Raw genomic sequence first — 23,898 nt, 5'->3', positions numbered from 1 at the left:
TGTTTTACTTTTATCCATACAAAAGCTGCTCGTCTAAATACATGAAATTAAAAAGCTCAAAAATTCTTATTGTCGATGATGATCCTGATGTATTAGTAGCCATGAAGATGCTATTACAGCCGGAAGTTAAAGAATTGGTGACGGAGAAAAATCCGGAGAATTTAAATGCCCTTCTAACACGCACCAAATTCGACCTGATCATTTTAGACATGAACTTTAAGAGTGCCTTAAATACAGGTAATGAAGGTTTCTTTTGGTTAAATAAAATACGTACACAAGATAAAGATGTGCTGGTGGTAATGATTACCGCTTATGGCGATATTAACCTGGCCATTCGTTCCTTAAAAGAAGGAGCCAGTGATTTTGTGGTAAAACCATGGCGAAATGAGCAGTTAATAGAAGTAATCGCTGAGGCACTTTCGAAGATAAGTGCACCTACGCCTAATTCTTCTACACAACCAATTAGTGTTAAAACGGAAAAGAATAGCACATCAGGACTTAATAATTCAGAAACTTCTTTACTGTTAGGAGCATCTGAAGCTATGCAGGAGGTATTTTATAAAATTGATAAGATAGGTCCTACAGATGCAAACGTACTTATCCTAGGAGAAAACGGAACCGGAAAAGACTTAGTAGCACGGGCCTTGCATCAAAAATCACTTCGCAGCAGCAAACCTTTTATTTCAGTAGATCTTGGTGCATTAACCGAAACACTTTTCGAAAGTGAATTATTCGGGCACCGTAAGGGAGCTTTTACAGATGCGCGAGAAGATCGCGTAGGCAGAATCGAAGCGGCGTCGGGAGGAACTCTTTTCTTAGATGAAATCGGGAATATTTCACTGTACCAACAAGCTAAATTATTATCAGTATTACAAAACCGTCATGTTGTACGCTTGGGGGCCAATCAAATGATCCCTGTCGATATTCGTTTAATTTGTGCTACCAATGTTCCAATTTATGATCTGGCTTCTGAATCAAGATTTAGAAGGGACTTGATCTATCGAATTAATACTGTTGAAATAATTATCCCTCCATTACGGAAACGAGGAAAAGATATCATTTTACTTGCCAATCATTTTCTGGAGAAATATTCGGTAAAATACAATAAAAGCGGGTTGGCATTTGATGCTCAGTCCACAGAAAAATTGATGAGTTATAACTGGCCCGGAAATGTACGGGAGCTTCAGCATACCATTGAGCGTGCTGTAATTATGGCGGGAAATGCTTTCATCAAGGCTCATGAACTTTCATTTTCGCCCATCGAAAATGCAGAACCTGTTGATGACGAGCCAAAAACATTTCAATTGCACGACATTGAAAAAGACACCATTCTAAAAGCCATTGATAAACATCAGGGCAATATTAGCAAAGCTGCAAAAGAGCTGGGTATAACACGCACTGCACTATACAGGAGATTGAACAAATATGACATCTAAACGCTTTGAGATAATTTTAATCGGCCGCGTTCTACTGTTATTTTTAACGATTTGCGCCGCAGCCTGGCTTTGGGTAAAATTTCAGAATTGGTATGTGGGATTGGTGTTGGTTATTGCTGTTTTTCAGGTTGTGGCAATCATCCGTTATATTAATCGGATCAATGCTGAACTTCGTGATTTTATTGGTGCGGTGAAATACCGAGACTTCAGTCAGAATTATGCAGTAAAAAATGCACCTGCCTCTGTTTATGTATTGCGCCAGGCCTTTAATGATGTCGGAAGAGCATTCAATGAACTAAATATTGAGAAAGAAACGCAATACCGCTACCTGCAAACTATCATGGAAATTGTGGATACAGGTATTCTGTTGTTTGATGATGATGGACAGGTGAAGTGGATGAATGAGGCGGTAAAAAAGATGTTTAACTTGCCTGAACTCAAGAGTATTGAGGGGTTAAAAAGTCGCAATGATGATCTGAAGGAAATCATTGAAACCTTAACACCTGGTAAGAATAAACTACTGGAGATTGATACGGGTCATTTCCCTATAAAAGTGGTCTCTTCAACCATGCGTTTCCGATTAAATGGAAAAACTCAATCAATGTTTGTCTTTAAAAATGTGAATGAAGCAGTACAGGAAACGGAGATGCAAACATGGCAAAAGTTGCTTCGGACCATTACTCATGAGATCATGAATTCGGTTGCTCCTATTGCTTCTTTAGCAGAAACATTGAAAAAACGTTTATCTACCATTAACAGTGAAGGTGGTTTTGATAGTTCGGACAATGAAGCAATTGAGGATATTGAACTTATGGTTGATGTAATTCGGAAGCGTAGTGATGGATTACTGAAATTTACAGAAACCTATCGAAGTTTGAGCAAGATTACTGTTCCTGCATTAAGTATTATTCATGTGAAAGATCTTTTTAATCACCTGAATCAATTATTAAGTCCGGATCTAAAGCAGAAAGGGATTAAAATCACCACTGAACTTCGCGATCCTGGATTGAAGCTGGACGTGGATGTTTCCTTAATTGAACAGGTGCTGATTAATCTTATTATTAATGCTGCTGATGCCGTAAAAGACCGATCAGAACCTCAGATAAAATTAATCTCCTATATTAACGAAAGCAATCATTCGGTTATTGAGGTTATTGATAATGGTATTGGTATACCCGCCCACATTCGTGACCAGATATTTATTCCTTTCTTCACCACAAGAAAAAATGGCTCGGGCATCGGCTTGAGTTTATCTCGACAAATCATGCAATTGCATAAAGGCTCTATCGTTGTGGATTCCAGAGAAGGAGAAGGCAGCATATTCCGTTTGATATTTAATTAACACTATGGGTTTGGGGGTTGGGGTTGCGAGTTGCGGGTTGTGGGTTGTGGGTTAAGGATTATTGATTGATTGATTGATTGATTGATTGATTGATTGATTGATTGATTGATTGATTGATTGATTGATTATTAAAATTTATTAGATATCATATTAGATAATAATTAATCAACATGTAACTCGAAATCCGTAACGCGAAATTCGCAACTCGAAACCCGCAACCCGCAACCCGCAACGCGCAACAATTGCTTATCTTTACAACTATGTATCCGGTAAAAACACCTTACTTAATTAAGAAACTATATCCATCGTTGACCTGGAACTTAAACAGGGCCGAAAAAGTTTTATACATTACCTTTGATGATGGTCCGATTCCGGAGGTTACTCCATTTGTTTTGGAGGTTCTAAATAAGTACAATGCAAAGGCTACTTTTTTTTGTATTGGTGATAATGTGCGTAAACATCCGGAGATTTTTGAGCAAGTAAAAGCACATGGCCATTCCATCGGTAATCATACCTTTAATCATTTGAATGGATGGCATACTAAAACCGGAGCTTATTTGAAGAATATTGAAAAATGCAACGAACTGATTAGCACCCAACTATTCAGACCTCCTTATGGTAAAATCAGGCCAACTCAGATTCTTGACTTAAAAAAGGATTATAAAATCATTATGTGGGATGTACTTAGTGGTGATTTTGACCTTAAACTTTCTCCTCAGGATTGTTTAAAAAATGTACTTCAACATACTGAAAGTGGCTCCATTATCGTTTTTCACGACAGCCTGAAAGCGGAACCCAGACTGCGCCATGTATTGCCATTGGCATTAGAGTATTGGAGTAAAGAGGGGTATGAGTTCAGGGCTTTGTAGATGGTGAACAACATTCATATGTAATTTAGAGCACACCCCCAACCCCTCTCAAGAGGGGAACCGCTTCCAGATTCCCCTCTTGAGAGGGGTTGGGGGTGTGTTCTAAAAAGTTACAATATTAGAAAACCCTATCGCTCTACCTGCACCGAATCTACAGGAGAGCCTGCATCTTTAAATTTTTTATAGCTGCTGGTGATGTAATAATACAGATCATACTGATTTGCCGATTTAAGAAAAGCATAATCAGGACGGCTGTATCTAATAAAAGCATCTAATTCTTTTTCGTCAGTTATTTTAGCAATTTTCCCTACAACTTCCGGATTATAATAGTTATCGATAAATTTCTGTTGCTCATAATCGATCAAACGCTTTTGAAATTTACGAGTATTCTCCCGCTTTTTCCCACTGTATAAATATTCTATAAATGATAAAGGATGAAAGATGGCCGTTCCGATAAGATTACCGGTGGTTTTGTCTTTATAATTATAAGCGCTTGCATAATCTTCCCGTCGCTCTACTGAATCAGCTTTGAACGATTTCTTACCCGAAACCAATACTTCTGGCAAAGAAAAAGAACGGGTTTGCATGTAAATATTCTTATTGAAGAAGTTTAACGATTTATCAATGATCAATTTTTGTGTTTCAAAACCTAAAGCTGAAAACAAAATAGTATCTCCGGCTATCGCATAGATCTTGTAGTTTCCATCCCTATCGCTCGATACTTGGTAGCTCTGTGTTTTATTCCAAATTTGGGCATACTCTAACGGTTTTGCCTTTTCTCTGTCATACACTTTACCCGACAATAATCCTTGTCCTTTTAAAACTGTAACACAAAGAGTTAATAGAATAACAGCTAAAAATTTCATAAAATCGGTCGATTTTTTTCTCATTCAATAACTTATAAACTCCAAATATAGTATCAGGGTTACAATTTAACCGTAACAAAACGAATATACAATCAATCCTAAAAGACCTACAAAAAGCTGAAAAATAGAAAATTAGCACGATTTATATGCCTTAATTTTATTCTTTAAATAAGAGGTTAAATAGTGTAACTTTTGATATATCGAATTACATTTTTTATATTTAAGTATAAACGCTCTCAAATGAATAAGAATTTTTACCTCGCCAAATTTGGCCTGTGCGCTTGTGTCTCTGCATGCGCACTGCTCCTAAACTCGTGCTACCCGAATGGAGCTGACAATATCGAGGAACTTGATGTTGTTGCCACTGTACCTAAAAAAGATTATAACTTTAAACAGAACAAGACCTATACACTTCCGACAAGGATACCTATTGTAAAGGATTCTAAACCCAGTGAAGCTGACACCCTCCCTGCAGCGGTATCGCAGCCCATCCTTGCAGAAATAAGAAGTCAATTGTCTGCATACGGTTATACAGAGGTGGTACCCGGAGGTGCAGGAGTTCCCGATGTTGCTATAACCACTTACGCTCTTCAAACAACCTATGTTGGTGCTTATTACCCTTACTGGTGGGACTACTGGGGTTATTGGCCATGGGGTTCATGGGGTTATCCTTGGGGACCAGGTTGGTATCCTTCCGGTATCTATTATTACTCTTATGACACTGGTAGTTTGTTAATTAACATTAGCACACCTGACGGCAGAGCCGGCGAGATTAATACTATTTGGCTGGGTGCCGTAAAAGGAGTACTTAATGGTACCACTTCTAATGTTCAACGTGCAACAGCCGGAATTGATCAGGCCTTTCAACAGTCACCTTATCTAAAAACTAATTAACAAACTTAGCGCTCAATGTCATGAAATATATACTTAGAACAATTTGTGTTATGGGCATATGCTGCTTGTTTACAGCACAAGTAATGGCCCAAAGATATTATACAAACTTCTCATGGAACACGTCACTGCCTATGGGAACCACTAAAGACTTTACCGATAAATTTAGCGTCAGAGGCGTAAGCTTTGAATGGGGTGGTTTTATTAAACCACAAGTTAGTGCAGGTGTTAGTGTTGGGTGGAATGTCTTTTACGAACAAAAAGGTCGTTCAACCTACACATTTGATAATGGATTAGCGGTTACCGGAAGCCCTTACAATTATATCAACGCTATTCCGATTATTTTTAAAGGACATTACCATTTTAAAGACCCCGCAACCAATAAAACAGCTCCTTATTTTGGCGTTGGTGTTGGTACTACCTGGCAAAAACGAAATACTGATTTTGGGCTTAACTCTTATTACAGTGATGGCTGGATGTTTGGGCTATTCCCTGAAGTTGGACTTAATTATCAAATCAATCCTTATAGTGGTATTAATTTTAATGTTCGTTACAACTACAACTTTGAAACTGGTGATGTAAGCGAGTTAAGCTTTTTTGGCTTTAATATTGGCTACGTTTACAAGTATTAACACGTTTTTCCTTTTCTTTATATAACTAACTAACTTGGCCTGTCGTGATGATACGCCAAGTTCTTTTTGTTTTTATCCCATTGTAAAAACACCGTTATCAAGCTGTTATTTTTAGGTTGTAAATTGATTTCACAGTTTTTTATGTTTTTATTGCCGCTTCTTTATTAATTATCCAGTAAAAATGATCACCTATCACGACTTTGAAAAAGTAGAGATGCGCGTTGGAACCATAATTGAAGCTGAAGAGTTTCCGAAAGCAAACAATCCATCTTATAAATTAACCATTGATTTTGGGCCTTTAGGAATTAAGCGTTCATCAGCTCAGATAACACATTTGTACAATCCAGAAACACTTGTGGGACAACAAGTAATCGCTGTAGTTAATTTCCCACCTAAACAAATTGCCAATTTTATTTCTGAATGTTTAGTATTGGGAACACTGGGCGATCAGAAGGTGATCACTCTTTTGCAACCCGAACAGAAAGTAGAAAACGGCTTACGAATCGCATAATTAACCGCTAAGGCGCAAAGACGCTAAGTTTTTATTCTTTGCGCCTTCGCGTTTAACCTATTACATACTCAACTTCATGTGCCTCAAAAACATGTGGCACTTCCAATTTCTTCAGCATTTTATCCATCACTTGTTGAGGCAATGCAAAATCTCTGTTTTTATTTTGTTTGAGCCACTGATTGTAAGAGGTCTCAATATATACGATTTTGATTCTTGCCTGATAGGTTGAAAACAAATCGATCTGCTGGCTACGCATTTGACGGGTAATGTTAGTAGCATTCCAAACAAATGATTGCGACCTCCTTAAATATACTCGTGCTTGTTCTTTAGCTTCTTGCACCACCCATCCATTAGCAGCTTTATCCGTGGGATCGATTTTATGCTTTCTTCGGATATCATCCAGACTTACTACCGGATAATCTGCAAAGTGTTTTCTTATAAAATGATCTTTACCCATACCCGGCAATGCACTCATTAAAATTACTTCACATTTTAAATCATCAAATGGTACATAATCAACAGCGGTACTTTCTGAGTTAAAATAATGAAACCTTGCATGGCCATTGGCAAACTGTTTTGAGGTATCCCAACAATTTTGTTCAATGCAGAAGGCCTTAAAAAACTCAACCCTTTCCAGCATTTCATTTTTATCGCTGCAGATCCGACCTAATACGTCAGCTTTAGCCAATAGGTATAACAAACGCAAATTTACCCTACTCGATGCTTCTAACAGGCTTTTCAAAGGATCAAGCTTTTCTAATATCCACAATGGCAAACCATGATACCTCACTAAAGCTGCAACATGTTCTCGAACAACAAAATCAACAGGAATTTCTTTAAACAGAATTTCTCTTGTCGAAAGCTCTCCCCTTCGTGCGTGCCCATGGGAAGTTATTCTTCCATCATTTTCGATAACTGTAGTTGATCGTTTTTCTACATCGTGCAACAAAGCTGCACACCATAGCAGTTCTTTTTCACTTTCATTTAATGTCTGATAATCTTTATCCACCATCAATTCCTGCAAAACCATTTGCGTGTGAATTGCCACATCTCCCTCCGCATGATGGATAGGATCCTGTGGCACATTCTTCATATCTCGTATCCAGGAATAAGCCAATTCCAACTCATTCCAGTCTTTATATAGTATTGATTTCATGTTACGTTTTAGATTAGAGATATGAGATGTGGGATTTGAGACTTCATTACTCACCCAACATCTCATAAAATAGATTAGACATGAGAAACTTAATTTATTTGGAGTACAGATTTGAAAAGATTTCTTATATCTCAAATCCCAAATCTCATAGCTAAGAATATTCCCACTTTAACTTTGCTCGTTTCCAATTGCGTGTCCAGTGTTCATCCGTTTTTACATGTCCTTTCCGGACGTACTTGAAAACATTTTCAGCAAAAACAGTAGTACTAAACCCTGCTGTATTTCTTGAAACAATTCCTTCGCACGTGCAAACGGTATCCGTATGAATATCGAATGACAACAAGGAGCTGTTTTGTTGAGAGAGCGTTAACACATCGTTCTTTAGTTGTTCTGCCGAAAGTGTGGACACTTCAATTATTTTCAATTCCGGTACGGTTGGAAAATCAAACAAAGCCGCATAAAACTTTACTTCTTCCCAACTCAACCAGGTGTCCATACACCTTACAGCAAACACATAATAATGATGCTCGAGCTTTTGATACTGAATTGAATGGACGGCATAAAGATTCTCTCCAAATAATTCAATTTCGCCTAGATCATTTTTAAGCAAGTCCCACTTCATCCGGATATCTTGGGTCCAAGGTGAAGTTGTGGGTGCTGCATGCGACCGGGCAAATACTCCATATTTACTCAAACAGTTATTCTCTCCATCCAATTTTTCGGTATGAACAATGGTGTCCATAACTTTTATATTCTCCCAGTAATCAGCATTAATCCTGTCATCGCTGGTTGTTCCCGGCGAAAAAGGATAATGATAGGTTCTTCCATATTTTGTTGAAATACTCATGTTTATTAGATTTTAGCGATGAGATTTGGGACAATTACTTTCGAGATTATTATCTCAAATCTAATATCTCATATCCCACATCTCACTTTACAGCTTCTCTTTAATTACTTTCACGGCACCACCTCTTTGCAAATTGGTATGTTGCTCCCATTGTTGTTGAATAGCTTGCATTTGTTTTTCCAACTGCCATGAAAAAAGCTTTACTTGTAACCGTTCTGTCGCCAATTTCTTATTTTGAAGTTGCGACCTTGTGTCACTAGTTAATACGCTTATTCCTGATGCAGTGTGGGTAGCTCTTACAGCCGTTTCTACCTTATTTACATTTTGTCCGCCCGGCCCAGAGGCACGACAGGCTTTATATTCAATACCTTTTTCGCTTATTTCATTTTTTGTCGGTTGAAATGATTTTATACTCACAAACCAATTCTTACGTTTATGAAACTTACGATACGGACTCTGAGCTATCCATTGAATTGTTCCCTCCCATTCTGTCGCTAATGTGTTAACGGCATCACCTTTAATCATTAATAAAGCTGAGTGAAAAGTTCCGTTAATATCTCCCGGTTCTTTATCAACCACAGAAATTTCCAGATTTAACTGTTCAGCCTGCCTCATGATCATCGGTATAAGCAAGGCTACCACACGACAGCATTCTTCCGGACCACGGCCCGATGATAATTGCAGATATATTACATTGTTCATTATTTTAATCTTTATTCATTCTTACAATACGAGGCATAAACCTCCCTTGAATTTTAACCAGCTCTTCCTGCATCTGCATAACTGATTCAATATCCTTATAGGCCAAAGGACTCTCTTCCGTTGAGCCTCCGATCAATGAAACACCAGCTTCTACCAATAATTTTTTTAATGAAGAATTGGTAAACGAATCCTTTGCTTTCGAGCGACTCATCAAACGACCAGCACCATGTGAAGCAGAATTAATTGCTGATGCAGCTCCCATGCCGCTTACCAGATATCCTGCTGTCGTCATGCTGCCGGGAATAATCCCCAACTGACCTTTATGAGCAGGTGTGGCACCTTTTCGATGTACAATTGCGTTTGTTCCATCTTCCAGTTGCTCTTTCCATGCGAAGTTGTGATGATTCTCCACTTTGACCATCGGTTTCAATCCCAACGCTTTGGAAAGATTATAGTGAATACGATCATGACAAGCTTTTGCATAATCTCCAGCCAGTGTCATACTCAACCAATATTCTTGTCCGGTTTCCGAATCCAAATCCAGCCATGCCAGGTTCTTTGCTTCACGCGGAAGTTTACAGACTTGTTGCGCGATCTGCGTATAATGCATAGCGATAGCTGCACCCAAGCCTCTTGATCCCGAATGAGACAGCAAGGCGGTATATTTTCCGGCAGGAATGTTCAATTCATTATTATCAAACAATTCAATTACTCCAAACTCCACAAAATGATTTCCACTACCGGAACTTCCTAACTGACGAGCCGCCTTGCTCTGGAGGTTTCTCAATAATTCCGTCTCTTTAAACAATGGACTATCCAACACTTCATGATATTGAGGTTCCGCTAGACCACCATCCATACCGAAATGTGTATGTTGTTCAATAGCCTTCTTAATTTGATGAGCATATCGTTGAACATACTTTTCATCTTCATTAAGAATGGTTAACGCCATCCGACAGCCAATATCAACTCCAACTGCATAAGGTATTACTGCATTGTTTGCAGCTAATACACCACCTATCGGCAACCCATAGCCGGCATGAGCATCGGGCATTAATGCCCCTTGTAGTGCAACTGGAAGCTTTAAGGCAATATTCATCTGTTGCTTTGCTGTAGTGTCAATGTACTTACTGCCGTAAACTTTACCTGGTGCAGCATCTGCATCAGTATATAAATCATATGCTGTTGATATTACTCCATTATTTTCAGGAGAAAGATGTAAAGCCAACTTGCTCCATATTTCATTATTTCTCCATAATTCCGGTTGTTTTATAATGTCTTCTAATAGTTTCTTCAGCTCCTCTTTGGACTGATGTTTACAATGTTTGGATAGTATATTAATTGCTAAGCTCCGGCTTATGTCTGTTTTATAGCCGATCTTACTTAGCTCTTTTGATTGTATTACAGTTTTCATTTTTTTGTTAATTAAGCACCCAATGCTCTTTGCCAAGAAATGCATTCAATGAGTTTCCTTTCATCGGATTTTTGTATTTCTCTTTTTCAAACATTTTAGCCGACCAATGACCATAACAGCCATCCAACAGTTTCCTTAACCTTTTATTAAAGTCATTTTTCCACATATAATTAGTCAGTTCATCAATAGAGCTTTCTAACAACGGATCATAAGCGCGATGTTTCGTAATCATGTTAGGTTCTACCCTTAGCTCAAAACGCCAAGGCTCCAGAAACACATAATTTGTTTTCCATCTTTTAGTAAGCTTATTATATGAGGTCACTTTGCAAAACTGCTGGAGTTCCCGGTCATTAAGTTTTAGCCCTTTCAGCTGATATTCGCAAGGCTCAAAAAGTTTTTGCACTTTAACGACATACCCGTATTGGCTTCTTCTCTTTTTCTTCACCTTAAAATCTTTCCGATCACTATAAACCGTTGTGTTTATCTTATCAAGAATGTGTTGATAGAAACCCGACTTTTTACTTCGTTTTACATCGTCCCTAAGTTTAAAGCTCCTTTTCCATCCCTTCTGGTAAGGCTCCTCCAATTCAACCCAGCCTAAAGCTCTTTTTTCTGCGTAAAGGCTGCTGATTGATCGGTGTATTTTAAGCAGATACTTATCCTTGGCCTCCTTGACCAGGCGTTTCTTTTGTCTTTTTGTTTTTAACTGATACTGAAGAATGTGCAATTCTTCAATTTTTAAAATGCTCATAGCAAAAGCATTAAAACCGCATTTCATTTAGTGAAACACGTTGATTTTATTCAAAAAAAATAATTGTGATTGTGTTGGCTGATGGGAGAAAGGAACCCTTTCGTTGAATACCTATTTCGATACGAAATGCTAATCGCAGATCAATATCCATATACTGATATGAAACAATTTTAACTAAGAAATTGAATGAAACAGGCTCTTGCTTTAGCAGAAGCTAAAGATGCCAACGGGGTGATATGTTATTTACATTCAGTCATGGTTTAAACCCTCCATTAATTAGGGTTTACACTATATATCGGTAATGCAAAGGTAAATGCTTTGTTTTTACAAAAACAAAAAAAAATTAACTTTTATTTAAGAACACACCCCCAACCCCTCTCGAGAGTGGACTCCTTGCTTAATGGAGGATCAACGTAGTTGATATTGTTTCCCCTCTTGAGAGGGGTTAGGGATGTGTCTATTATCTGCAGACTATTCCCTTCCTGCGCTTGAATTTCGAAAATATTCAACTGCGCCCCGCTCTTGCAATGTAACATAGATTGTTTTACGGTCCGGACCTCCGAATGTAACATTGGTCGGATTTTTACCCTTTAGTTTAACCGTATGTATCAACGCTCCAGACGGACTTAACACAGCAACTTCTCCTTTTCCATAACGGGCGATGTATAAATTCCCAACTTTATCACAACGCATTCCATCCATTCCGCCATCTTCGAATTTATATAGCAGTTTTTTATTGGAGATATTTCCTTTTTTATCAAGATCATACACCCAAACATTGCGTTGAATACTTTCATTCACATATAACTTTTTGCCATCTGGCGACACTTCAACACCATTAGTGGTACCCATATTGCCCTCTAACAATGTAACCGTTCCCTTCTTGTCGATGCGCCATAATTGACCGGTTTGATCTTTCCATTTCGGATCACTGGCAAATAAAATACCCGACGGGCTCATTGCTATATCATTTGGTTGAGTCATCTTCTCCTCATGAGCAAACACAGAAACCGCTTTTGTTTTCATATTTATCTTCAGAACATTATGACCTGTATAATCGGCAACAAACATTTCTCCGGCTTTATTAAAACGGATGCCATTTCCAGTGCTACCTTTAGGAAGTTCTATAAAAAGTTCAGGCTTTTGTCCGGGTTTAATTATTCCTATGGTGCCATCTTTTCCAAAACTTACCACATACAAATTACCGGCTTTATCAACAGCAGGCCCTTCGATACCTTGAGAGAAAACATGCTCTTCTGTTAGATCTTGTACTACTGTGGTTTCTAAACCTTGTGCATTACACTTCATAGCACCAATAACCGACAAGATGGCAATGGATAATAAAAACTTCTTTTTCATGGCAGAAAGCTATGTATTTCTTTTTAAAAATCCATTTAGCAAAAAATGTAAAATATACACCTAGGTTCTGTTAAACCATACAACAAACAGCTAAAAAAAGAACAACAATAGGCTGATAAACAGTAAATTTGCCCTATTAAATTAAAGTACTGTCGGAGGTATGATTTATGTATAAGGGAGATAAATAATTTTAATAGCTCTCTATCTAATTTTACACTCTAAATGAAGTATCTATTGCTAACAACAATGGTTATTTATTGTCTTGCTTTTCAGGCTTGTTCTAAAGCTCAGATCAAGCCTGAAAATAACATTCGTTTGGCCAAATACCCGCTGGATAATTCCTCACACATTATAACCTTTGCGTTCCCCGAAAACTTCTATATCAGTTTCGACACGGTTGAATGTGGCCTTTATAAAATTTGGCAAGGAGGCTTTACTGCCACCGATTCAGGCATCATTGCAAAAGGAGATCTTTATTTTGAAAACTATCTATTAAACAGCGATATAAAATTAATAGATAACACAGGAAGTGGTTACAGTCCTAAAGTAAAATTCTTAGGTTATCAGATAAAAAATGATTGCCTGAACATTAAGTATAAAATAATTGACGAACAAAACCATATGATTTTGGAAGAGGCCATTAATGGTGAGTTTTACGACGATCAATATAAACTTACCAGAAAAATTTCATCGTACACACCAATTTTGAATACATTGGTAGGTATTTATATCCCAAACTCATCCATCCGGAAAACATTAAAAATTGCCAGCAAAAATGGTGAAGTTGCCGCAGGTATCGACCGACTTCTTCTTCCGGAAAAAGACGGTTCCACCTTTACGTTGAGTTTTACGAAATAGATTCAGTTTGTTCTTATATATTCTGATCCAAGTACTTCTTATATTCTTCTTGTATCATGCCTCCATTTATGAAACCTTCATAAGAGCAACCATATTGTGTCAAGCAATAGTTAAGAGCCTCTTCATATGCTGAAAAAGTAGATATTAAACCATACGGCTCATCAGGATCAAATGAGCTGAACTCATAGATATCCAAAAAATCAATGTTTCCTTCATCATATACTTCGAAATAACTCACACTATATTCCCCATTACGCTCTTTATCTATTCTTAACCACTTAAGTACCGTGTATTCCTTTTCATCAACAAAGCCAATCCATTGTTCAACAGGTTTTCCAAGTTTTAATAAGGTTAATAACTGCTCTTTTTTCAAATACATACGGATAAAATTGTAAAAACTAATAGCTAACAGCTAATCCCTAAAAGCTACTACAAATGTAATCTCTATGTTATAAATTCCCGCTTTACTTTCTATTTGAGGTGTTTATTAGTATCTTTGCAGCGGCTTTAAAAAGCTCATAACAATCTAATATTCAATAAAAACAGATAAAATATGTCAGTACTAGTTGGAAAAAAAGCTCCAAAGTTCGTTGCTCCTGCTGTAATTAACGGCGAGGAAATCGTTGAAGATTTTTCATTAGATCAATACATTGGCAAGAAGCACGTTTTGTTCTTCTTCTACCCTAAAGATTTTACTTTCGTTTGTCCTACTGAGCTTCACGCTTTTCAAGAGAAATTAGCTGAGTTCGAGAAACGTAACGTCGCAGTTGTTGCTTGTTCAACCGACACTGAACAATCTCACTGGGGATGGTTACAATTGCCTAAAAAACAAGGTGGTATCGAAGGTGTAACTTATCCTATCGTTGCAGATACAGCTAAAACCATTTCTACTAACTATGGTGTTTTAGCTGGTGAATACCAATACAACGACGAAGGTTATTTAACTGCAAACGGTCCGATGATCGCTTACCGTGGCTTGTTCCTTATCGACAAAGAAGGTGTTGTTCGTCACCAAATCGTAAACGACTTACCTTTAGGCCGTAACGTTGACGAAGCGATCCGCATGGTTGACGCTTTACAATACTTCGAAGAAAAAGGTGAAGTTTGTCCAGCTAACTGGAAACAAGGTGAAAAAGCAATGGATGCTACTTTCACAGGTGTTGCTGAGTACTTCTCAGAAAACTAAGAAGGATTACACAGATTATTTTTGTGTGATTACACCGATTAGGTGACGATTACTCAGATTTGAGACTGTGATTCACAAATAAACATAAAAGGAGTCCCGATTTTATCGTGACTCCTTTTTGTTTTAAAATCTTTTTAATCACTGACACCTCATTAAGTAATCAGTGTAATCAAAAAGTATCGGTGTAATCACCTTCAGTAATCGGTGTAATCCAATAAAAACTAACTAATTGAAGTACGCACTCGCGAAGTATAGGCTCTTAATGCCTGAGGGAAAGCATCCCCTGTTTTTTCCATTTCGTTTTTGATCCAGATTGCTGCCATAACATGAGTAAGCTGCTCTCCTTCATCTTCTCCTTCAATTTCAATAGCAGATTGCTGTTCTTCCAGAATTGCTTCTTCAGCAGCTACCAATGAATGAATGTCAAAGCTTTCAACTAATTTTTTAATAGCTGGTATTTTCATGAGTATTTAGATTTGAGATTCAGGATTTGCGACATGAGATTTGAATTATGAGAATAACGTAAAAAATTCTCAAAATCTCATATCTATTATCCCATATCTATTTAGTCATTAAGTTTTCAATCATTTTAACCACAACATCTTCTTTTGAGCTTGCTGAGCTTTCAACTAGTTCTCCATTATTGAAAGTTGCAAAAAACGGAAGGTTATCTACTCCGGCCATTTTACGAGCGCCTTCGTTTTCTTCAGCGTTTACGTCTAAGAATGCAACACCGTTAAAACGTTCGTCATTTGCCAGGCGTTTATATTTTGGAGAAAATAGTTTACATGAACCGCACCAATCAGCATAGTATTTTACGATTACTTTACCATTGGCTGCCAATGTATCTTTAAAATCCTGGTCGGTACTGATAATTACAGACATATGTTTTCCTTTTTTTAATGAAGCGCAAAAATAGTCATTCCAAACCGTTAAGCTATAATTTGAAAGGTTCATTTTACATGAGGTTGACGAAAGGAGTCCCCTCTCCTTGAGGAGAGGGCTAGGGTGAGGTGTTTATTCCCGCTGCCGTCAGCACAATCTTTCTCAGACCTTCCGGCATTCTATTTTCATCATAAATCATTGCTAACATCAACCACGTATAGCCCTGTAGGATTGGACACTGCCTTATTTGCGTTAGTCGCTTTCCGCGAGACTTACTTTTTTTCTACAGCGAAAAAAAGTAAGCAAAAAACGCCGCCGCTGCGTACAGTTCTCCCGCAGTTACTGCCGAAATCTAATTTAATTCTACCGAACTGTACAAGGCGGAATTGAACATATGTCAGAATTAACTGTCAATTGTTTTTGAGAGAGTACTTTTTTCAAGCGATAAGGATTCCCCTTTGGGGGTTAGGAGTATTAACTGCATTTTTTGCACACTGCCTTTTCTAAGCCTTTACCCTCCGGAATTGACAGTGAATTCCCCTTTAGGAGTTAGTGTACCTAAATTCCCGCTGCATTCAACACCATTCTTCTTAATTCTTCTGGCAGTCGCTTTTCGTCATAGATCATGGCCAGTTCTGCTTTCTCATTAGTAAAGTCAAGTTCAATACATTTTACACGTTCATCTTTTGTACCTGCAATACTCGAGGGTAAAATAGTGATACCTAAACCACTTGCGACCATCTGGACCAATATATTACTGCCTGTACCTTCATACTGTATATTGGGCGAAAAGCCAGCCTGGTAACAGAGGCTTATAGTCTGATCAAAATATCCTGTATTTGCCGTTCGTGGAAAGAATACAAAAGGTTCATTTTTTAGCACCGAAAGATCCTTTCCCACAGCATTTGCAAGCGGATGATTAGCTGGCATCACCAGTGTAAAGCTCTCCCTTAACACGATATGTTTCTTTACAGATTGATCATTAAGTGGGCATCGCACAAAACCAACATCAATAGTTCCATTTTTTACAGCTTGCACCTGTCCCAACGTGGTCATTTCAGCAATGCGGAGTTGCAAATCCTCCCTTTCATTTTTCAATGTCGACAAGGACTCCGGCAAAACACTATACATGGCCGTAGCTACATATCCAATTCGTAACAGTCCCACCTCTCCATTATGAATTCGCTTAAGCTCTCTTTTTGTTTCTGTTAACTGAGAAAATAAATTTGAAGACTGCTTATACAAATACATCCCGGCAGCTGTTAACACCACTTTTCTTTTATTACGATCGAATAGTACAACATCCAATTCATTTTCAAGTTCCTTTATTTGTCGGCTCAATGCAGGTTGAGCAATAAACAATTTCTCCGAAGCTTTTCCATAATGCAATTCTTCGGCTAACTTCATAAAGTAGGTTAAATGTCTTAACTCCATTAATACCTATTAGTTATTACTATATATAAAAAATTCTATTTTAATTATTACTGTCAAGAATACATTTTTGTGTTGAATAAAGAAAACTCTTACAGATGAACGGATACACTACCTTTAAGCAACTACATCATCATGATGATCCATTATTAATCGGTAACGTTTGGGATGCCCCAAGTGCTGCGGCTTATGAACAAAACGGATTTAAAGCGATTGCAACTTCAAGTGCAGCCATTGCACATATGCTTGGATATGATGATGGCGAAGGAATGAGTTTTGACGAGCTGTTATTCATCGTTAAACGAATTGCGTCTGTAACTTCAATTCCTTTCTCGGTAGATATTGAAGGCGGCTACAGTAGAGACCACACTACAATTATTGAGAACATCGAGAAGTTACATGAACTGGGCATTGTGGGTATTAATATTGAAGATACGATTGTTGTAAATGGCAAACGGGAGTTTTTAGCAACGGCAGACTTTAAAGGGACTATTGAAATTTTTAAAAGTCAGTTGCGCCAAAAGAATATCGATATCTTTTTAAACGCCCGCACCGATGCATTCTTAATGGGTATTGCGAATCCATTACCAGAAACAATAACCCGTATGAAAGCTTATGAGGAGGCTGGTGCCGACGGGATTTTCGTACCCTGCGTAACAGCTACAGCTGATATTCAACAACTGGTAAATACTACCAAATTACCGCTTAATGTACTTTGCATGCCAGATTTACCAGATTTTAAGACCTTAAAAGACCTTGGTGTGAAAAGGATTAGCTCCGGAAATGCTTTGCATGATTACCAGACTAAATCACTAAACAGTATTATCAAACAGATTAGATCAGATCAGTCATTTAGCAGTTTAAACTAACAATAACCTACAACAATTCGTAATAACAAGGGCGATCCTATTGAGATCGCCCCTATTTTTTATTCGATACTTACGATTACCAGATTTTCACACGTTCCGCTTCCGGTTTGTACATTTTATCGCCTGGCTTTACACCAAATGCATTATAAAATTCAGTCATATGACTTAACGGTCCATTTACACGGAAATGCTCTGGTGAATGTGGATCTGTTTGAATACGCGTGCGCATCGACTCATCACGATCTTTAATACGCCATACTTGGGCATAGCTTAAGAAGAAACGTTGATCAGGAGTATAACCATCAATCTTGTCAGTGCCTTTGCCTTGCTCAGTTAATTTAAACGCTTCAAAAGCAATCGCTAAACCTCCAATATCTGCAATATTTTCACCTAAGGTTAATTCCCCATTCACATGCATATCATTTAAAACAGTGAAACCATTATATTGATTAACCACCATTTTAGTTTTTGCATTAAACTTCTCCGCATCAGAGGCAGTCCACCAATCTTTTAAATTACCATCTTTATCATACTGGCGTCCCTGATCATCGAATCCGTGCGTCATTTCGTGACCGATAACGGCTCCAATGGCTCCGTAATTAATTGCATCATCAGCATTATTATCAAAGAAAGGAAACTGTAAAATACCTGCAGGGAAAACGATTTCGTTAAAGCTTGGATTGTAATAAGCATTTACGGTGGGCGGAGTCATACCCCACTCGGTTTTATCAACCGGTTTACTTAATTTCTTTAACTGCTCATTGTATTCATGCTTTGCTAACGACAAATTGTTTACATAATAACTGTTACGTTCAATGCTAACATCATCATAGTTTTTCCATTTATCAGGATAACCGATTTTCTTGGTAAAGGCCTCTAATTTTGCAATTGCTTTTTGTTTGGTTTCAGCACTCATCCAGTCTAATTTCTCGATGCGAGATTTATATACTTTCTGTAAGTTATCAACCAATTTCAACATACGCTCTTTAGCTTCTGGTTTGAAATATTGTTTCACATATAACTGACCCAATAATTCACCTAAACCACCATCGGTAGCTGCTGTAATACGTTTCCAACGATCTTCCTGCACTTTTTGTCCATTCAGTACTTTACCATAAAAATCAAAACGAGCCTGTTCAAATGGTTTGCTTAACTCATTAGCATGCTTGCTAATCATCATAAATCGTACTTTCTTTTTCCAACTATCCAGCGGCTGTGATTTTACTAGGTTATTCAATGCCTGATAATATTTAGGCTGACCAACTAATAACGTATCCTCTTTAATACCCATTTCCGCTAATAACGTTTTAGTATCTAAGTCAGGAGTAAGTTTTACAAACTCAGCAACCGGCAATTTGTGGTAATTTTTAATCGGATCACGTAATTCAACAGGTGTTGAATGAGATTTTGCAATCTCCGTTTCCAGTTTTAAAATTTCATCCGCATTTTTCTTACCCGTAACAGAATCAGTTCCGGTAAGTGTAAACAACTTAGTAATATAAGTCAGGTAAGCAGCGCGTGTTTTCTTGGTTTCCTCGTCATTATTGAAATAATAATCACGATTTGGCAATCCTAAACCAGTCTGATAAAACTGCACCCTATTTTTAGTGCTGTTCTTATCGTCAGGACCAATATAGAAAGCCAGCATCGCGCCATTTCCTTCTTTATACCCTGATGCCAGTAATTGCAGTAATTCTTTATATGATTTCACTGCATCAACTTTAGCTAACAATGGTTTTATTGGATCGTAACCAGCTTTGTCTATTGTGGTTGTATCCATTCCACTGAAATAAAAATCGGCTACTTTTTGTTCAAGAGAACCTTTTGCATTTTCCTTCTTAGAAATCTCGTCTAAAATCGAACGAAGATTTTTCTGATTATCTTCATACAAGGTATAGAAAGAACCCCAACCACTCTGGTCATCAGGAATCTTTGTATTTTTCATCCAGGTTCCGTTAGCATACTGAAAAAAGTCATCACCAGGTTTAACCGTTGTATCTCGTCCTGAAAGATCTAAAAAAACAGTTCGTTTATTCTCCGAAGATGGTTGTTGTTTACAGGCTACACCCAAAAATGCTGTACTGGCCAGCAGCAATAGATATTCTTTCTTCATGTGTTGATTAGTTATAATTCGAAGATAAAGAGATAAGCTCAACATTATTATCACATAGCCTGTAATATTTTGGAGAGAAGTTTCGTATGGGTTGTAAAGAGTCCATAGAATTAAAAAACTATAAATGATGAAACCATACTTATTTTTTGCTTCAGCCTTAGCATTTGCATTAACTTCTTGTTTAGGTAAATCGGATATGCCGGAACCTGTAGTGTATGATGACTTGAACATAACTTCAACAACTACACCAAAGGAAAAACCTCTTGGAGAGATCGTTACCTCAAAAATTTCATGCCAGTTACCAAATACTTGCTATTCATTTTCAGGTTTTGAAGTAAGAGAGATAGGCAATAACAATGTTGAAATCCGCGCAAAAGGAAGAAACACTGCAAAAGAAGGAACAACTTGCGCCGAGGTAATTGTCCCTGTTGATACGGTATTAAAATTTAAACCGGTTATTACAGGTAAGATCATTTTAAAATTTTACAACAAAGACGTTCATTTCAAGTCTGACACAATTGAGATTAAAACGGCTAGCTAATTTCTTTGATTAGCTAATACTAACATGAACAACATATACGTTCTAGGTTAACAATTTTTGGTTTATTTATAGAGAAGGCTGCCTCGTATGAAGCAGCCTTTCTCTATTTTAATGAACCAATTTATTGTATTATACTTGACTTGAGCAGGTGTATACATTCCCAAAACGATCAGTTGCTCTCACAACAATATTTTTTGCCGTTGCAGACGGAGTAACTACAAATAGGTGATCGGTTTTTATGGGCTCTACCCATTTGTGATATTCAGGAATCGATGATCCTTTGTAGAGTTCAACAGTTAATGGGTCGAAATCGGTGATGCGCTTCATGTCACCTTTAAGCAGCCCATCTTCCAACCATTCCACCTTCCATTGAGGATCCCAGTTCCAAACGTTTGCCACAATTCCATCCGCATAATCTGTGTGATAGCCTTTGGCATACACACTGATCTGATGATCTTTAGGCTTTCCGGTAGATTTATAATACCATTTAATATTCTCACCATCTACTTCATAAACTCCATAACCATTCGGTGTACCATCTCCGCAAACCGGACCACTCCACCATGCTCCACATACGGTGCCATGGTTATGCTCCATAATCTTATCATTGATAATTACATGTTCATTCCAATGGGTATGGCCAGACATGATATGCACTTTATAAGGCTCTAGTATTTTGTAAAGCTGCTGACGGTTGGCAACCACCCCGCCCATGCTTTCTTCTTTAAGCTCATTTCGGCGTTTATCGCCTGAATCTGTTGGTATATGCACAGAAACAATTACCATTGAACCTGCCGGAACTGTTTTTAGATCTTTCTCTAACCAACTTAACTGATTCTCGGTTATGTAGCCAATGTATTTCTTTTTGGCACCAATAAAAAACACATCATCCAATACCACATAATGTACTTTTCCGCGGTTAAACGAATAATAAGTAGGTCCGAATTGTTTTTTAAATGTTTCTGCGGAAAGATCATCAGAGCGTACTCCATCCAGATCCATATCATGATTACCTAAAACCTGGAAAAACGGAACACCTGAAATGGCTACTGCTTTTTTATAATCTTCAAACAACTCATGATGATCAAACACTAAATCACCGCAACCTATACCATGAAACAAAGCATCATCGCCATAGCTTTTCACTAATTCTTTCAAATCCGGTGCTGTGGTATTCAGAAATTGATCAGCATCTGAGCGATTTTGAATCTGAGGATCAGCCCAAACAACAAACTGGTGCTTTTGATCTGATTTCGAAAGTTTACTAAGATTGAAATCAGCATTAAAAACAGGAGATTGTAAGTCAATTGGGGTGTAAAACTTTGCAATACCGTTTACATTATCAATCTGATACCCCGCAGGAATAGAGATGTAAACAAATTGAGCCGTCTTATTACTCAACAACTGATAATTTCCTTTTGCATCGGTTTGAGTAATATTGATACCATCAGTAACCGAAACACCGGCAAGACCTTTACCCTGATTAAGCACACGCCCTTTAAGGGTAATAGTTGAAACGTTGCTTAGGTTGTCTTTACGACTTGCCGCATTTACCAGGCTTACAGGAACAGTTACTACCGCTCCTAACAAACCTAAATTCTTTAAAAAATCTCTTCTGAACATTTTAGTATTGGATAATTGTTCACATAAAGAACGCGGAGGTACATTCTCGGCAATGTACTCTTACTCCGCGTTCCATAAGGATAATACTTTTATGCTTAACACTCCAAACAGACCTGAGCCGTTTGCGAATTAAGTTATTGTATTAGGATTAATTTGCTGTCTTTTCCCACCACACTTTGGTATTGACATCATCACCGCCCATAGATTCAACCGCCTTTTTATAGTTTTCGTAGTTGCTGGTCTGAACAGTAGTAGGATACTTAAAACGAACCGGCATTTTTTTATCATTCACCATACCATCTGCAACCGGTAGTTTAGGCAACCCTGTACGACGGAATTCAAACCATTGCTGATAATCGTTGAAGTACAAAGCATAATATTTCTGCAACATGATGCGGTCCATAGTACCATCATAAGCGGTATAGACAGAAGTTGTTGCATTTGTAAAATAGTCTGCAGGTATAGTTGCACCCCATTGTTCAATTGCAGCTTTTACGCCTGCTTCATAGTGTACTTTCGCATCTTCGGCAATTTTACCTTTTAATGCAAGCTCAGCTTTAATGAACTCAACCTCTGCATAAGACATAATTACCGAAACCATAGGAGCTGTAACCAATGCAATATTCAGATTAGAAGGCTGGAACTGGAATTGAGATTCACCGCCAGCGTATCCACTTTGAATACCTTTATAGCCGATAGTTGTTTTTCCATCCAAACTTTTAGCTTGCGTATTAAACTTAGCCAAACGCGGATCGTTAAAGTTATTCAAGTTATCAATAAAGAACTGACCTGCAGAACGGAAAGTAGTAAAGTCTATTGCTCTACCCCATGGTGATACGTTTGGGGTCACACCTGTGATTTTTAAAATTGCGGCCTCGTCATTTTTAGTAAATACAGGATATTTCACCGGATCAGCAATCATGGTTGCCATTTTAGTGTAAGAGTCCATCTCTGTTTGTGACGCTACACGAAGAAGCAAACGCAGACGTAGTGAGTTACAGAATTTTTTCCACTTAGCTACATCATTAGCGTATAAAATATCCGTACCATAGATCATCTTTTTCGATGGATCAAACAAGGTATTAGCAATTTCAAGATCTGCTAAGATTTTAGTGTATATCTCTTTTTGCGTATTAAACTTAGGTTGAAAGATCTTTTCATCACCTCTTACCGCTTCATCCATTGGAACATCACCAAAAGAGTCTGTTAATAATGAATAGATCCATGAATTTAAGGTCATTGAAATGGCCTGATAGTTAGCATCCTGTGAAGCTTCAGCAGCCGCACGCATTTCCTTAGTATTAATCAACCATTGGTAATAAGTTTTCCATGTTGAGTTTCCTGCAGATTCTGACACATCATAACGATGTACTCCTCCCGATGCACTTGGATATGGCAATGCTACTTGCATAATATCAAAAGTGAAAGCATCACTTCTTAAAGTATTAAAACTGGCCACATTATATATGATCGGGTTTAATAAGGTACCAGGACTAATTTTATCGCTTCTGTTCGGATCTTTATTTAAATCTTCAAAATCTTTAGTACAGGATACACTAATTGCACTTAATGCAAGGACTAAAGCTGTTATTTTTTTTATCGTTGATTTCATTTCT

The 23,898-nt window shown here is 37.7% G+C and carries 24 protein-coding genes; 10 read left to right on the top strand and 14 right to left on the bottom strand.

The window, feature by feature from the left end:
- Nucleotides 1–41 precede the first annotated feature (41 nt).
- From SOLCA_RS01230 to SOLCA_RS01220, 3 genes are all read left to right on the top strand, one after another.
- Nucleotides 42–1,436 carry a sigma-54-dependent transcriptional regulator gene (locus SOLCA_RS01230; RefSeq protein ID WP_014678626.1) on the top strand — a complete coding sequence of 465 codons (1,395 nt, stop codon included), beginning with the start codon at nucleotides 42–44 and terminating at the stop codon, nucleotides 1,434–1,436.
- Nucleotides 1,426–2,778 carry a sensor histidine kinase gene (locus tag SOLCA_RS01225; RefSeq protein ID WP_014678625.1) on the top strand — a complete coding sequence of 451 codons (1,353 nt, stop codon included), beginning with the start codon at nucleotides 1,426–1,428 and terminating at the stop codon, nucleotides 2,776–2,778. Before SOLCA_RS01230 ends, SOLCA_RS01225 begins: the two co-directional genes overlap by 11 nt.
- Nucleotides 2,779–3,038: 260 nt before the next feature.
- The gene (locus SOLCA_RS01220; RefSeq protein WP_014678624.1) at nucleotides 3,039–3,647 is read left to right on the top strand and encodes a polysaccharide deacetylase family protein; all 609 of its coding nucleotides are present in this window, start codon (nucleotides 3,039–3,041) and stop codon (nucleotides 3,645–3,647) included.
- 128 nt (nucleotides 3,648–3,775) lie between these two features.
- Here the strand turns inward: SOLCA_RS01220 and SOLCA_RS01215 are convergent, their stop codons facing one another.
- Nucleotides 3,776–4,537, bottom strand: a complete 762-nt coding sequence (locus SOLCA_RS01215) for a carboxypeptidase-like regulatory domain-containing protein (RefSeq protein ID WP_014678623.1) — start codon at nucleotides 4,535–4,537, stop codon at nucleotides 3,776–3,778.
- A gap of 216 nt (nucleotides 4,538–4,753) precedes the next feature.
- Here SOLCA_RS01215 and SOLCA_RS22055 point away from each other — a divergent pair, with 216 nt between their 5' ends.
- The 3 genes from SOLCA_RS22055 (at nucleotide 4,754) to SOLCA_RS01200 (ending at nucleotide 6,547) form a co-directional block, all read left to right on the top strand.
- Nucleotides 4,754–5,407, top strand: coding sequence for a DUF4136 domain-containing protein (locus tag SOLCA_RS22055; protein ID WP_014678622.1), 654 nt, complete (start codon nucleotides 4,754–4,756; stop codon nucleotides 5,405–5,407).
- Between the two features lie 20 nt (nucleotides 5,408–5,427).
- The gene (locus SOLCA_RS01205) at nucleotides 5,428–6,036 is read left to right on the top strand and encodes an outer membrane beta-barrel protein (protein WP_014678621.1); all 609 of its coding nucleotides are present in this window, start codon (nucleotides 5,428–5,430) and stop codon (nucleotides 6,034–6,036) included.
- Nucleotides 6,037–6,217: 181 nt separating this feature from the next.
- Nucleotides 6,218–6,547: a tRNA-binding protein gene (locus SOLCA_RS01200; RefSeq protein ID WP_014678620.1), complete on the top strand. Its 330-nt coding sequence runs from the start codon at nucleotides 6,218–6,220 to the stop codon at nucleotides 6,545–6,547.
- A 52-nt stretch (nucleotides 6,548–6,599) separates the two neighbouring features.
- Here the strand turns inward: SOLCA_RS01200 and SOLCA_RS01195 are convergent, their stop codons facing one another.
- From SOLCA_RS01195 to SOLCA_RS01170, 6 genes are all read right to left on the bottom strand, one after another.
- Nucleotides 6,600–7,703 carry an AAA family ATPase gene (locus tag SOLCA_RS01195; RefSeq protein ID WP_042479133.1) on the bottom strand — a complete coding sequence of 368 codons (1,104 nt, stop codon included), beginning with the start codon at nucleotides 7,701–7,703 and terminating at the stop codon, nucleotides 6,600–6,602.
- 151 nt (nucleotides 7,704–7,854) lie between these two features.
- Entirely contained in the window at nucleotides 7,855–8,550 is a 696-nt protein-coding gene (locus tag SOLCA_RS01190) for an RNA ligase family protein (protein WP_014678618.1), read from the bottom strand.
- Between the two features lie 87 nt (nucleotides 8,551–8,637).
- Complete coding sequence (prfH, locus tag SOLCA_RS01185; protein ID WP_014678617.1) at nucleotides 8,638–9,252, bottom strand: peptide chain release factor H; 615 nt, start codon at nucleotides 9,250–9,252, stop codon at nucleotides 8,638–8,640.
- Between the two features lie 4 nt (nucleotides 9,253–9,256).
- The gene (locus SOLCA_RS01180) at nucleotides 9,257–10,666 is read right to left on the bottom strand and encodes an RtcB family protein (RefSeq protein WP_014678616.1); all 1,410 of its coding nucleotides are present in this window, start codon (nucleotides 10,664–10,666) and stop codon (nucleotides 9,257–9,259) included.
- A 7-nt stretch (nucleotides 10,667–10,673) separates the two neighbouring features.
- A complete protein-coding gene (locus SOLCA_RS01175; RefSeq protein WP_157604490.1) occupies nucleotides 10,674–11,417 on the bottom strand; it encodes a hypothetical protein in 744 nt (247 codons plus the stop codon).
- Between the two features lie 471 nt (nucleotides 11,418–11,888).
- Nucleotides 11,889–12,776 carry an SMP-30/gluconolactonase/LRE family protein gene (locus tag SOLCA_RS01170; RefSeq protein WP_014678614.1) on the bottom strand — a complete coding sequence of 296 codons (888 nt, stop codon included), beginning with the start codon at nucleotides 12,774–12,776 and terminating at the stop codon, nucleotides 11,889–11,891.
- A 222-nt stretch (nucleotides 12,777–12,998) separates the two neighbouring features.
- Here SOLCA_RS01170 and SOLCA_RS01165 point away from each other — a divergent pair, with 222 nt between their 5' ends.
- Complete coding sequence (locus SOLCA_RS01165; protein WP_014678613.1) at nucleotides 12,999–13,634, top strand: hypothetical protein; 636 nt, start codon at nucleotides 12,999–13,001, stop codon at nucleotides 13,632–13,634.
- A gap of 13 nt (nucleotides 13,635–13,647) precedes the next feature.
- On the opposite strand, the gene SOLCA_RS01160 is transcribed toward SOLCA_RS01165, so the two are convergent.
- Nucleotides 13,648–14,007 (bottom strand): hypothetical protein, encoded by a 360-nt coding sequence (locus SOLCA_RS01160; RefSeq protein WP_157604489.1) that lies wholly within the window; start codon nucleotides 14,005–14,007, stop codon nucleotides 13,648–13,650.
- 180 nt (nucleotides 14,008–14,187) lie between these two features.
- Here SOLCA_RS01160 and SOLCA_RS01155 point away from each other — a divergent pair, with 180 nt between their 5' ends.
- Nucleotides 14,188–14,820 (top strand): peroxiredoxin, encoded by a 633-nt coding sequence (locus tag SOLCA_RS01155; RefSeq protein ID WP_014678611.1) that lies wholly within the window; start codon nucleotides 14,188–14,190, stop codon nucleotides 14,818–14,820.
- 221 nt (nucleotides 14,821–15,041) lie between these two features.
- Here SOLCA_RS01155 and SOLCA_RS01150 read toward each other — a convergent pair whose 3' ends face one another.
- The 3 genes from SOLCA_RS01150 to SOLCA_RS01140 all read right to left on the bottom strand — a co-directional run bounded on the left by SOLCA_RS01150 (nucleotide 15,042) and on the right by SOLCA_RS01140 (nucleotide 17,139).
- A complete protein-coding gene (locus SOLCA_RS01150; protein ID WP_014678610.1) occupies nucleotides 15,042–15,284 on the bottom strand; it encodes a DUF6952 family protein in 243 nt (80 codons plus the stop codon).
- Between the two features lie 97 nt (nucleotides 15,285–15,381).
- Complete coding sequence (locus tag SOLCA_RS01145; RefSeq protein WP_014678609.1) at nucleotides 15,382–15,777, bottom strand: thioredoxin family protein; 396 nt, start codon at nucleotides 15,775–15,777, stop codon at nucleotides 15,382–15,384.
- 486 nt (nucleotides 15,778–16,263) lie between these two features.
- Nucleotides 16,264–17,139, bottom strand: coding sequence for a LysR family transcriptional regulator (locus SOLCA_RS01140; RefSeq protein WP_014678608.1), 876 nt, complete (start codon nucleotides 17,137–17,139; stop codon nucleotides 16,264–16,266).
- A 95-nt stretch (nucleotides 17,140–17,234) separates the two neighbouring features.
- On the opposite strand from SOLCA_RS01140, the gene SOLCA_RS01135 reads away from it, so the two are divergent.
- Nucleotides 17,235–18,005, top strand: coding sequence for an isocitrate lyase/PEP mutase family protein (locus SOLCA_RS01135; RefSeq protein WP_014678607.1), 771 nt, complete (start codon nucleotides 17,235–17,237; stop codon nucleotides 18,003–18,005).
- Between the two features lie 76 nt (nucleotides 18,006–18,081).
- On the opposite strand, the gene SOLCA_RS01130 is transcribed toward SOLCA_RS01135, so the two are convergent.
- A complete protein-coding gene (locus tag SOLCA_RS01130; protein ID WP_014678606.1) occupies nucleotides 18,082–20,118 on the bottom strand; it encodes a M13 family metallopeptidase in 2,037 nt (678 codons plus the stop codon).
- Nucleotides 20,119–20,242: 124 nt separating this feature from the next.
- Here SOLCA_RS01130 and SOLCA_RS01125 point away from each other — a divergent pair, with 124 nt between their 5' ends.
- Nucleotides 20,243–20,659 (top strand): hypothetical protein, encoded by a 417-nt coding sequence (locus SOLCA_RS01125; protein WP_014678605.1) that lies wholly within the window; start codon nucleotides 20,243–20,245, stop codon nucleotides 20,657–20,659.
- 129 nt (nucleotides 20,660–20,788) lie between these two features.
- Here SOLCA_RS01125 and SOLCA_RS01120 read toward each other — a convergent pair whose 3' ends face one another.
- Nucleotides 20,789–22,282 carry a calcineurin-like phosphoesterase C-terminal domain-containing protein gene (locus tag SOLCA_RS01120; RefSeq protein WP_014678604.1) on the bottom strand — a complete coding sequence of 498 codons (1,494 nt, stop codon included), beginning with the start codon at nucleotides 22,280–22,282 and terminating at the stop codon, nucleotides 20,789–20,791.
- A gap of 148 nt (nucleotides 22,283–22,430) precedes the next feature.
- Nucleotides 22,431–23,894 (bottom strand): SusD/RagB family nutrient-binding outer membrane lipoprotein, encoded by a 1,464-nt coding sequence (locus SOLCA_RS01115; protein WP_014678603.1) that lies wholly within the window; start codon nucleotides 23,892–23,894, stop codon nucleotides 22,431–22,433.
- Between the last annotated feature and the right edge of the window lie 4 nt (nucleotides 23,895–23,898).

It is taken from the genome of Solitalea canadensis DSM 3403, from assembly GCF_000242635.2.
Classification (GTDB): Bacteria; Bacteroidota; Bacteroidia; order Sphingobacteriales; family Sphingobacteriaceae; genus Solitalea; species Solitalea canadensis.
This window is presented reverse-complemented; position numbering and strand designations above follow the sequence as displayed.

What these genes read in the sequence shown, in the direction of transcription:
- SOLCA_RS01230 (WP_014678626.1), top strand. Translation starts at nt 42, where the DNA reads ATGAAATTAAAAAGCTCAAAAATTCTTATTGTCGATGATGATCCTGAT.
- SOLCA_RS01225 (WP_014678625.1), top strand. Translation starts at nt 1,426, where the DNA reads ATGACATCTAAACGCTTTGAGATAATTTTAATCGGCCGCGTTCTACTG.
- SOLCA_RS01220 (WP_014678624.1), top strand. Translation starts at nt 3,039, where the DNA reads ATGTATCCGGTAAAAACACCTTACTTAATTAAGAAACTATATCCATCG.
- SOLCA_RS01215 (WP_014678623.1), bottom strand. Translation starts at nt 4,537, where the DNA reads ATGAGAAAAAAATCGACCGATTTTATGAAATTTTTAGCTGTTATTCTA.
- SOLCA_RS22055 (WP_014678622.1), top strand. Translation starts at nt 4,754, where the DNA reads ATGAATAAGAATTTTTACCTCGCCAAATTTGGCCTGTGCGCTTGTGTC.
- SOLCA_RS01205 (WP_014678621.1), top strand. Translation starts at nt 5,428, where the DNA reads ATGAAATATATACTTAGAACAATTTGTGTTATGGGCATATGCTGCTTG.
- SOLCA_RS01200 (WP_014678620.1), top strand. Translation starts at nt 6,218, where the DNA reads ATGATCACCTATCACGACTTTGAAAAAGTAGAGATGCGCGTTGGAACC.
- SOLCA_RS01195 (WP_042479133.1), bottom strand. Translation starts at nt 7,703, where the DNA reads ATGAAATCAATACTATATAAAGACTGGAATGAGTTGGAATTGGCTTAT.
- SOLCA_RS01190 (WP_014678618.1), bottom strand. Translation starts at nt 8,550, where the DNA reads ATGAGTATTTCAACAAAATATGGAAGAACCTATCATTATCCTTTTTCG.
- prfH (WP_014678617.1), bottom strand. Translation starts at nt 9,252, where the DNA reads ATGAACAATGTAATATATCTGCAATTATCATCGGGCCGTGGTCCGGAA.
- SOLCA_RS01180 (WP_014678616.1), bottom strand. Translation starts at nt 10,666, where the DNA reads ATGAAAACTGTAATACAATCAAAAGAGCTAAGTAAGATCGGCTATAAA.
- SOLCA_RS01175 (WP_157604490.1), bottom strand. Translation starts at nt 11,417, where the DNA reads ATGAGCATTTTAAAAATTGAAGAATTGCACATTCTTCAGTATCAGTTA.
- SOLCA_RS01170 (WP_014678614.1), bottom strand. Translation starts at nt 12,776, where the DNA reads ATGAAAAAGAAGTTTTTATTATCCATTGCCATCTTGTCGGTTATTGGT.
- SOLCA_RS01165 (WP_014678613.1), top strand. Translation starts at nt 12,999, where the DNA reads ATGAAGTATCTATTGCTAACAACAATGGTTATTTATTGTCTTGCTTTT.
- SOLCA_RS01155 (WP_014678611.1), top strand. Translation starts at nt 14,188, where the DNA reads ATGTCAGTACTAGTTGGAAAAAAAGCTCCAAAGTTCGTTGCTCCTGCT.
- SOLCA_RS01150 (WP_014678610.1), bottom strand. Translation starts at nt 15,284, where the DNA reads ATGAAAATACCAGCTATTAAAAAATTAGTTGAAAGCTTTGACATTCAT.
- SOLCA_RS01145 (WP_014678609.1), bottom strand. Translation starts at nt 15,777, where the DNA reads ATGAACCTTTCAAATTATAGCTTAACGGTTTGGAATGACTATTTTTGC.
- SOLCA_RS01140 (WP_014678608.1), bottom strand. Translation starts at nt 17,139, where the DNA reads ATGGAGTTAAGACATTTAACCTACTTTATGAAGTTAGCCGAAGAATTG.
- SOLCA_RS01135 (WP_014678607.1), top strand. Translation starts at nt 17,235, where the DNA reads ATGAACGGATACACTACCTTTAAGCAACTACATCATCATGATGATCCA.
- SOLCA_RS01130 (WP_014678606.1), bottom strand. Translation starts at nt 20,118, where the DNA reads ATGAAGAAAGAATATCTATTGCTGCTGGCCAGTACAGCATTTTTGGGT.
- SOLCA_RS01125 (WP_014678605.1), top strand. Translation starts at nt 20,243, where the DNA reads ATGATGAAACCATACTTATTTTTTGCTTCAGCCTTAGCATTTGCATTA.
- SOLCA_RS01120 (WP_014678604.1), bottom strand. Translation starts at nt 22,282, where the DNA reads ATGTTCAGAAGAGATTTTTTAAAGAATTTAGGTTTGTTAGGAGCGGTA.
- SOLCA_RS01115 (WP_014678603.1), bottom strand. Translation starts at nt 23,894, where the DNA reads ATGAAATCAACGATAAAAAAAATAACAGCTTTAGTCCTTGCATTAAGT.